This window comes from Acidihalobacter prosperus (assembly GCF_000754095.2).
GTDB lineage: Bacteria > Pseudomonadota > Gammaproteobacteria > DSM-5130 > Acidihalobacteraceae > Acidihalobacter > Acidihalobacter prosperus.
Map to the genome: position 1 here is coordinate 1 of NZ_JQSG02000005.1, position 8,881 is coordinate 8,881.

Here is an 8,881-nt window from a genome sequence, read left to right on the forward strand (position 1 = left end):
AGGCCCTGCTCGGTGACGTGCTGGGCGAGGTTGACGCTGCCGAGGTTGCACACGGCGATCTCGTCGTCGGAGGTGTTGAGGGTGATCTCGGTGCATTGCCCTGTGAGCACACCGTTGAAAACGCCCATGTGACGTTCGGGTTCCGTGAAGCAAAATGTATCGTCGATGCGGCCTGTATGTTTGACAGAAACCACTTTTACGAATGATTCACTGTACCGATTACCAACCACCGAAGCTATTTTCAACCGTCTCGGATTCCATCCAAGTTTATTCAGGATTTCCAGTCCTTTATGAGAAATATACAACCTGTAAACCGTCTTCGTCTCAAATTCCCGCAGCGCGCCGTGTCCATCAGGCAGCGCTGAAACGCCAGCTTCTTTCGCCAGCGAAACAGACGCATTGACGCCACAGGTTTGCAGCATCAAACGAACCCGTTCCAGAAAGTCCGGGTGTGTCGAGGCCAGTTGAACACCTTGTGCTTTGCCATTTCTGGCAACGGTTCCATCCGCATCGACAAGCCCCGCGAACCACTCTAGTTTACTTGACAGCGAGTGGTTGTTTGGCACATCGAATTTTGGACGGAGATTAAGCGGCAACGAATAATTCAATCGCCCGCTGGCATCTGGCTTTCCAGAACCTGATCGGATATCCAGATATACAGACAAGCCCCTTTTTTCTCCGTACAAACTGACAAGGGGCCGTTGGTTTTTCCCATACGTTCCGTCACCACAGAAAAAACCGTGTGTATAGGCGTGTGGGAAATCTTCGTGAGCGGCATTGCTCACAATGGGAGCGTCCCATTTTATGAGCTTGTCGCCAGGGTTTAGTTCATTGGCGCAAACTTTCTTGATGTTGCCGCCATAAGCAGCATATCCATCCTGGAGGTAGAATTTATGATACGGCGTGCATTCAATGGATGCCCCGTTGTCAAAATCCACTTTCATCAAGGCTTGCCGCTCACCGGTTTTGAAGACTTCAACATCTGAAAACTTCTTTCCGTTCCATACCCTGGCTTTGCCTTTCTTCGCCAGTTCCACGATAGGACGATGCCCCTCGTCGGTGAGCACCAGGGTTTCCGGAGCCACGCACAAATTGGAGCTGTGCACGACGCCGACGTGCTGCTGCGGCGAGCGCAGGTTGCAGGGGTCCTTGAAGGCGACCCAGGGGTGCCCGGTCTCGAACAGCATGGACAGCATCTTGCGCCACAGGTCGACCGCCTTGAGCTTGCGGAAAACCTTGATCTCGCCGCGCGCGGCCTTGGCCTCGTACNGGCGTCCAGTGGTTCTTGTTGGCGTTGAGGAAGTAGTTCCACGCCCAGGGGTACTTGAACGGCGCGAGCTGGTTGACGTCGGTGAGGCCGTTGACGACGCGCTTGTCATCGGGATTGACCGGCTTGGCGGACAGTTCCTCGGCCTCGGCGCGCGCGGGCGCCGGGGCCTTGGCGGCCTCGTCGGCGCGCGCTTCGGCGTTGCCCGCCTGCGGCTGTGCGGGAGCGGCGGGGCGGGTGGCGAGGGGGTCTTCCCAGTTCAACATGTTGCGTACCTCTTGCGATCGGTGGGCTCGATGGGCGGGGGCGGCGGCGGAGGCCGCCGCCCGGCCTGCGGCGTTACTGGCAGGCCTCGCACTCAGGATCGAGTATCGAGCAGACCTTGGGGGCTTCCTCCGCGGCGGCGGGCGCGCTGCGGGTGGCCGCCTTTTCCATGTGGGTGGCGCCGAGCGAGCGCAGGTAGTAGGTGGTCTTGAGGCCGCGCACCCAGGCGAGCTTGTACAGGTTGTCCAGCTTCTTGCCGGACGGCTCGGCCATGTACAGGTTGAGCGACTGGGCCTGATCGATCCACTTCTGGCGGCGCGAGGCAGCCTCGACCAACCACCGCGGGTCAACCTCAAAGGCAGTCGCGTAGAGCGCCTTGAGATCGCCCGGCACGCGATCGATGTTCGCTACCGAACCGTCATAGTATTTCAGGTCGTTGACCATGACCTCGTCCCACAAATCCCGCTGCTTGAGGTCCGCCACCAGATACCGATTGACGACCGTGAATTCTCCGGAGAGATTCGATTTGACGTACAGGTTCTGGTAAATCGGCTCGATCGACTGCGACACGCCGCAGATGTTGGAGATGGTCGCGGTCGGGGCGATGGCCATGGTGTTGGAGTTGCGCATGCCCTGGGCCTTGACGCGCTCGCGCAGGCCGTCCCAGTCGAGGGTGCTGGATTTGTCGACCTGGATGTACTGGCCGCGGGTTTCCTCCAGCAGGTTCAGCGAGTCGATGGGCAGGACGCCGCGGCTCCACAGCGATCCGTCGAAGGTCTTGTAGGCGCCGCGCTCGGCGGCCAGCTCGGTGGAGGCCTCGATGGCGTAGTAGGACACGGCCTCCATGGAGCGGTCGGCGAAYTCGACCGCGGCCTCGCTGGCGTAGGGCAGGCGGAGCTTATACAGGGCGTCCTGGAAGCCCATGAGCCCTAAGCCCACCGGGCGGTGGCGCAGGTTGGCGCGGCGCGCCTGGGGCACGCTGTAGTAGTTGTAGTCGATGACGTTGTCGAGCATGCGCATCGCGGTCTTGATGGTGCGCGCGAGCTTGGCGGTGTCCAGGCCCTGCTCGGTGACGTGCTGGGCGAGGTTGACGCTGCCGAGGTTGCACACGGCGATCTCGTCGTCGGAGGTGTTGAGGGTGATCTCGGTGCACAGGTTGGAGCTGTGCACGACGCCGACGTGCTGCTGCGGCGAGCGCAGGTTGCAGGGGTCCTTGAAGGCGATCCAGGGATGGCCGGTCTCGAACAGCATGGACAGCATCTTGCGCCACAGGTCGACGGCCTTGACCTTGCGGAAGACCTTGATCTCGCCGCGCGCGGCCTTGGCCTCGTACTCGGTGTAGCGGGCCTCGAAGGCGGTGCCGACGAGGTCGTGTAGGTCGGGTACCTCGTTGGGCGAGAACAGCGTCCACTCGCCTTCCTCGGCGACGCGCTTCATGAACAGGTCKGGAATCCAGTTGGCGGTGTTCATGTCGTGCGTGCGGCGGCGCTCGTCGCCGGTGTTCTTGCGCAGTTCGAGGAATTCCTCGATGTCGACGTGCCAGGTTTCGAGGTAGGCGCACACCGCGCCCTTGCGCTTGCCGCCCTGGTTGACCGCCACGGCGGTGTCGTTGGCGACCTTGAGGAAGGGCACGACGCCCTGGCTCTTGCCGTTGGTGCCCTTGATGTGGGCGCCGAGRCCGCGCACGCGGGTCCAGTCGTTGCCGAGGCCGCCGGCGAACTTGGACAGCAGGGCGTTGTCCTTGACCGCGGCGAAGATGCCGTCGAGGTCGTCGGGCACGGTGGTGAGGTAGCAGCTGGAGAGCTGCGGGCGCAGGGTGCCGGCGTTGAACAGGGTTGGGGTTGAACTCATGAAGTCGAGCGACGACAGCAAATCGTAGAACTCGACGGCCTTGGCCTCGCGGTCTGCTTCGTTGATCGCAAGACCCATGGCGACGCGCATGAACAGCATTTGCGGCAGTTCGATACGCACCCCGTCATGATGAATCAGATACCTGTCCGCCAGCGTTTGCAGGCCCAGATAATCAAGCTTGAGATCGCGCTCCGGCTGGATGGCATCGGCCAGCGCTGACACGTTGTAATCAGCCAGCACAGGGTCGATCAGTTCCAGACGTACGCCTTCACGGATGTATTGCATGAAAGCGTTCCGGTAAAGCGAAGCCATTTCCAGGCGCGACGGACGTTTGCCGGGCTCGATGAGCCGGCTGGTTGTTTCGGTGTAGAGGTTGTCGAGCAGCAATCGGCCAGCGACAAAGGCGTAATTCGGGTCGCGTTCGATCAGGGATCTGGCGCTCATGACGAGCGTCTGGTCCAAGTCCGAAATCGACATGCCTTCATAGCAGCTTTTAACTGTCAATTCCCTCACGCGGGACGGCTCGACGCCCTCGAGATTTTCGCAGGCGAGATTGATTCGACGAATCAGCATCTCGCCATCGAGTGGCATGACCTTGCCGTTCGCGTCCTTGATATGGATGGCAAGACCGGGATCGAGCAGGTCCTGCGGTTTCGGACGTTCGGCTGCGCGGCGTTCGCGATAAAGCACGTAAGCCCGCGCGACCTTGTGTTCTCCGGCGCGCATCAGCGCCAGTTCCACCTGGTCCTGGATATCCTCGATATGAGGCGTGCGGTCGGGGTGACGATCCAGTGCGGCTATCACGTCGTCGGTGATCGCAGAAGCGATCTCCTTGATGCGCCGGCCAGGTTCCTCACCCTTGCGGTTTTCGACATCGAGAAAGGCCTTGGTGACGGCAACCTCGATGCGGGTTCTGTCGAAGGGCACGATTGCGCCTTCGCGTTTGATGACGTTCATCATAGGTAAGCTCCGTTGGCTTTGATGTGACGGCAGCGCGCCGTCGGGCGGGGCGTTGGCCCTGTAAGCCGGTCAGCGCACGATGCGCGACGGGGTTACAGCCGGCGGGAGCCGGAAACGGAGAAAACGAGGTCTTAAAAGCACGAGACGCCTATCGGCGTCTCGTATGTTGAATGTCGGAATTTGGTATCCGCATGCAACCCAATGAAAGCGCTGCCGGACACAATTGCCGTGATCGTGGGCAACCAAAACTCAGGTTAGCTGGCAAAAACAGGGACACCTGCAAGGACCCCATACAGATGGCGGCCGGCGTCCTTCGAACTAAGCCATGCCCGCGTAGCCGGCGTGAGATATAACGAAAGCATGATGCCTCCTTGTCCCGTCGTAGGCCGACGGGTGCGCTGAGTGGCGTGTGCCGGTGTCTTCTTCTGACCGGCGCATGTCACCCAGCGCGGAGGCTGCTCGAACGTCCCGCTATCGAATGCGGGAGAAACCAATCTACTCAATGTCCACGGCAGCGGCCCGTGGATGCCGTTGTTCACTGGCTTATACATACCGCTTACGCGTCGCCACGTCAAGTCGGTCGATTGCCGGCCACATTGGCACTGCCCGATGCTTGGCGTTCCGGAGCCGCGCTCCACGCATGGGCAGCCCAGAAATACGAATAAGCGTCTGATTTGAGGTTATTTAGACATCTGGCGCGGTTCCACGGGAAACACAATGTCGGCAAGCCCATTCCGGACTCGTCGCATGTCGCTATTTCTCGAACTCCCTTTCGTGCTTGGCCTTTGGTGCTTCACGGCCGCGGCCATGCTGTTGGCCGCCTTCTTGTATGTTCGCCGAGCCTCGCGGCTCGATGACGAAGCGCGTAAGCGCGAGCGTGAAACCTATGAAGCTGAGATCGCGGCGCAGCAACGCCAGGGAGGTGCCTCTTGAGCGCTGACATCATTCGAGCCATTCCTGCCGTGCTGCGCGAGGTCGAAGAGCACCGGATATCCAGCCACGCCGCTTTAGAATTGCTCGGCGTCACCCATGAATCGTCCGCCCTCGATACCGGACACGCGGATTTTATCGCGCAACAGTCGCATCCGGCGATCATCCCCTTCGCTGATCTGACCATCTATGCGCCCTCGCATGTGTATCACCCCTGGCCTCAATCGAGCACACATCTGATGCGCCAGGCCATCGGCGCGTCGCCGTGTCAAGCGGCCATTCTGGAAATCGGCTGCGGTACCGGAGCCGTCGGGTTGTCCCTGGCGCCGCCAGACGCCTGCAACGAACTCACGCTCTCAGACAACGATCCGGCGGCGCTGGCGGCCGCTGAAATCAACGCGATGGCGAACGGACGGTTTGCCCGCGTGGTGAAGTCGGATCTTTTCTCTGCTTTCGAGGGCGATCGTCAATGGGACTTGATCGTATTCAACGCGCCCCTGCTCTTTGCAGCGCCTGGTGGCCTTTATCACGCGATGGCAATCGACACGGACGGCCTGCTCATCGAGCGATTCATGCATGAGTTGCCCGCGCGCTTGAAGCCGGCCGGTAGCGCCTATGTTGCGTGGGCGGAAGGCCAGGGGCTTGACCTGCCCGCGCTGGCGGAGAAACAGAATCTGACCACGCAGGTGCGTGCAACCGACCGGCGCGGGAGCGGCATCGTCGTCAATATCCTGGAGGTGAAACATGCCTGACTATCAGGAGCTGTCCGGACTTCGCGTCGACCTTTTCGACAAACTGCTCAGAGGATTCGACCGTCATGCGGTATTGCTTGGGCGCCTGCTGGGCAAGTTTTCCCCGGAGGCCGGCAAGCTGTCTCTGAATGTCGCCAGCGCGGCAACACAGGCGGATACCGGGATGCTGTCCATTCCGTTCCCTATCCGCTTTGGCGCCAGGGTCATGCCCGAAGGGCTGCTTTCCATTTGGGTGTTCCCTGGAGAACTGCGTTGCGGCCTGCTCCTGCACGAAGAACTTGAAAAGCTCTGGTCGTCCAAATCGCGCGAGGAAACCTTCACGCAGGCCATCTCAACCGCCTGGTCGGGTAACGAACATCATGTCGAAGGTGACCCGGTGTTCTCGGTACAGCGACGGGCCTATTCCGGCGGACGCGGCGTCATGTACGACTGGCGCTTTATCGGCCCATTCATCAACCCCGATGCATGGATCGCGGCGCTACAGGCTGACGTGGGCGCAGGCGTGTTCATCGATGCCGTAGAGTCCCGCGTCAGGCACGTCTGGTTTTCCGTTGCCGGCACGCTCGTTCGTGGCGGTTTCGACAACGAAGTGGTCGGTGCGCCCGATGCCGATGAATGGTTCCTGACGGTGCGCGGTCCCGGACAACCGCAGATCGTGCGCAAACATCTCCAGGAAATTGGGGCGGTTGCCGAATACGCGACGCCGCGCATGAAGGATGTCTGGACCTATGTCGTGACTTCGCATGCCGATCCAGAATCGATCGCACATCGTCTCGGCAAGGGATATGCGGTGGATTCGCAGTCGGCCCCGGAGACTGAGAAAATCGAGCTAAACGCTTAAGTTTATTTCGGCCCTTCGGCGCTTTTCTTTCGCTCTGTTCGCCAGTCTGCGCGCGAGACCCTGCGTTCATGTCGGGAATGGGCAGCGCGTCGGCGTGAGCCGCCCCTGTTCTCGCACCTCCTTGTTCCACGAATCCCCGTCCCACTCTTGATTTTCACATGGCAATCCGCTTGACTATCGCTGCCAGCGAGATACGTTGTTATAATTTTTAACAATGACAAAGAGAGGCGTATATGCGGATCATACCATCTCCTATCGTGTTGTCCTTGGCAACGTTGCTATTGCTGTCGGGCTGCTCAGACAAACAAAAAAGCATAGCAGAGACGACGATTTCACAATATCTTCACAAAACACCAATAAGTGAATCCATTACATTGCCCTTGCCGGTTTCTCGGCCATTGTATGATCCATCTGGACACATAATTGGATACCCTTTCACGATCACAAAATCAGACGCATCATCCCAAAACAAGTTTCTCGATGTATTAGTTAAAAGCGGGTGGCTGGAAAAACACACACAACCTCTTTGGCCGCTTCGAGAGGACAATCTGTACGACGGCGAAAATATTATAACAGGGTATCAGCAAGCATTAAGTATAAACAAAAAACTTAATGAGACGGCTCAAAATGCGGTGAATGTCATCTCCCAAACAACATATAAAGAGCGATTTGAAATTTCAAATATAAACAATATAAATTACATTTATTATAAATCTGCGACAGTAGTCGGGAATCATGTATCCGTACCAAAAGAACCTCCATCAAATTTTTTTCTAGCGCTCCCTGATGGCGAACGACTACCTGCTCGTGCTGAATCATTTATTCAATCATTACTAAAAAACGGTTACCTAGTCAAAAAACATGTTTTGGCCTACCCCGTATCTCCGTACTTGCTTCGATTCCAAATCGGCAGCTACACTGGCGCATGGGTCAAAACACTTCCATCCAATTTTAATTTGGCGTACTTAAAAAAATATAGGGTAAACGTATATTACACAACCAACAAAGGTCAAAAATATCTTTCGAGGCACCCCGAGATCACGGCATCACGTGAAACGTACCCACTCCCATCTGTCACTTATGGAACAATTCATCCTGAACGTGCGCTTTTTATAAAGCGCATGTCGAGCAGTTTTCAGAGATTCAGAAAAGAATATCGACTTTACTTTTCCGCAAAATTCATAGCGTCACCCATTTCGACGCTTCAAGCGGTTAAAGACTTTAACAAAAGAGTCGACAGTATCTTAAATAAGATGTCTCATAATAACACTATCGTATTGCGCGCAGATTATGCATCTTTATCGCTAAAAAACCGTATACCAGGGTCCATGCATACGGGTCAATTTTCAATTGCTAATAATCCTACAAATTTACTTGTTTTCATGAAAACAAAATATGGGAAAAAATACCTACTTAATGGCTCGTTGTACCCTGAGCAAAAACCGACAATGCGAGTGGGAACATGGGAGATATACAAAATCAACAGGGTCACAAAAATCAAGCGAGCAAAAGAACTGCTTGGAATTGACGCGGAGCGCGTCTATTTTACCATGAAATTCACCTATGATTTACCACAACCATTACTTTCAATTTTACCAAGTGATGCATTAAAGCCCGTGCCTGCTAACGGGAAAACCAGACCTGCGGAATGCCTTATTTCCAAGGGAGTACATCAATGGTCTGTTGATCGCTGTCATTTCTCAAGCACCTGACGGGATTGTTTTGATTGCCCGACGGCAAGCAGTACCGACAAGGTGCGCTTGCCGTCTCTAAACGGCTCCATCACTTGCATTCCCCCTCTCCCGTGCGATCCTAACCCTGTCCAAGCACAACAACGCACCCCAGGAGAGAACGACCATGAACCGCCCGCTCGCCCTCGCCGCCGCCCTGCTCGGCCTGCTCGCCCTCGGCGGCTGCGCCTTCAACCACGGCGTCACCCTCAACAACCCGCCCCCGGCCGCCAAGACCGCCTTCCTCAAGGGCCGCGCCTTCACCGTCGGCAAGGTCACCGTCGCC

Annotated in this window: 6 protein-coding genes; 4 read left to right on the top strand and 2 right to left on the bottom strand. The window is 57.2% G+C overall.

The genetic code is table 11. The features are described from left to right. Both THPRO_RS16310 and THPRO_RS10610 read right to left on the bottom strand, forming a co-directional pair. The coding region (locus THPRO_RS16310; protein ID WP_407922451.1) for an LAGLIDADG family homing endonuclease at nucleotides 1-1,379 on the bottom strand (1,379 nt) is incomplete at its 3' end. A 227-nt stretch (nucleotides 1,380-1,606) separates the two neighbouring features. After that, a complete protein-coding gene (locus THPRO_RS10610; protein WP_269085373.1) occupies nucleotides 1,607-4,375 on the bottom strand; it encodes a ribonucleoside-diphosphate reductase subunit alpha in 2,769 nt (922 codons plus the stop codon). Nucleotides 4,376-5,089: 714 nt separating this feature from the next. Between THPRO_RS10610 and THPRO_RS10615 the strand changes: the two genes are divergently transcribed. From THPRO_RS10615 to THPRO_RS16770, 4 genes are all read left to right on the top strand, one after another. Continuing rightward, the gene (locus THPRO_RS10615) at nucleotides 5,090-5,275 is read left to right on the top strand and encodes a hypothetical protein (protein ID WP_038094134.1); all 186 of its coding nucleotides are present in this window, start codon (nucleotides 5,090-5,092) and stop codon (nucleotides 5,273-5,275) included. Then, nucleotides 5,272-6,024 carry a methyltransferase gene (locus THPRO_RS10620; protein WP_145930832.1) on the top strand — a complete coding sequence of 251 codons (753 nt, stop codon included), beginning with the start codon at nucleotides 5,272-5,274 and terminating at the stop codon, nucleotides 6,022-6,024. Before THPRO_RS10615 ends, THPRO_RS10620 begins: the two co-directional genes overlap by 4 nt. After that, nucleotides 6,017-6,865 carry a hypothetical protein gene (locus tag THPRO_RS10625; protein ID WP_038094133.1) on the top strand — a complete coding sequence of 283 codons (849 nt, stop codon included), beginning with the start codon at nucleotides 6,017-6,019 and terminating at the stop codon, nucleotides 6,863-6,865. Before THPRO_RS10620 ends, THPRO_RS10625 begins: the two co-directional genes overlap by 8 nt. A gap of 233 nt (nucleotides 6,866-7,098) precedes the next feature. Continuing rightward, nucleotides 7,099-8,577, top strand: a complete 1,479-nt coding sequence (locus THPRO_RS16770) for a hypothetical protein (protein WP_145930833.1) — start codon at nucleotides 7,099-7,101, stop codon at nucleotides 8,575-8,577. The last annotated feature ends 304 nt before the right edge of the window (nucleotides 8,578-8,881 follow it).

Bases quoted from the DNA above. Each gene is read 5' to 3' on its own strand.
- THPRO_RS10625 (WP_038094133.1), top strand. From the start codon at position 6,017: ATGCCTGACTATCAGGAGCTGTCCGGACTTCGCGTCGACCTTTTCGAC.
- THPRO_RS10615 (WP_038094134.1), top strand. From the start codon at position 5,090: ATGTCGCTATTTCTCGAACTCCCTTTCGTGCTTGGCCTTTGGTGCTTC.
- THPRO_RS16770 (WP_145930833.1), top strand. From the start codon at position 7,099: ATGCGGATCATACCATCTCCTATCGTGTTGTCCTTGGCAACGTTGCTA.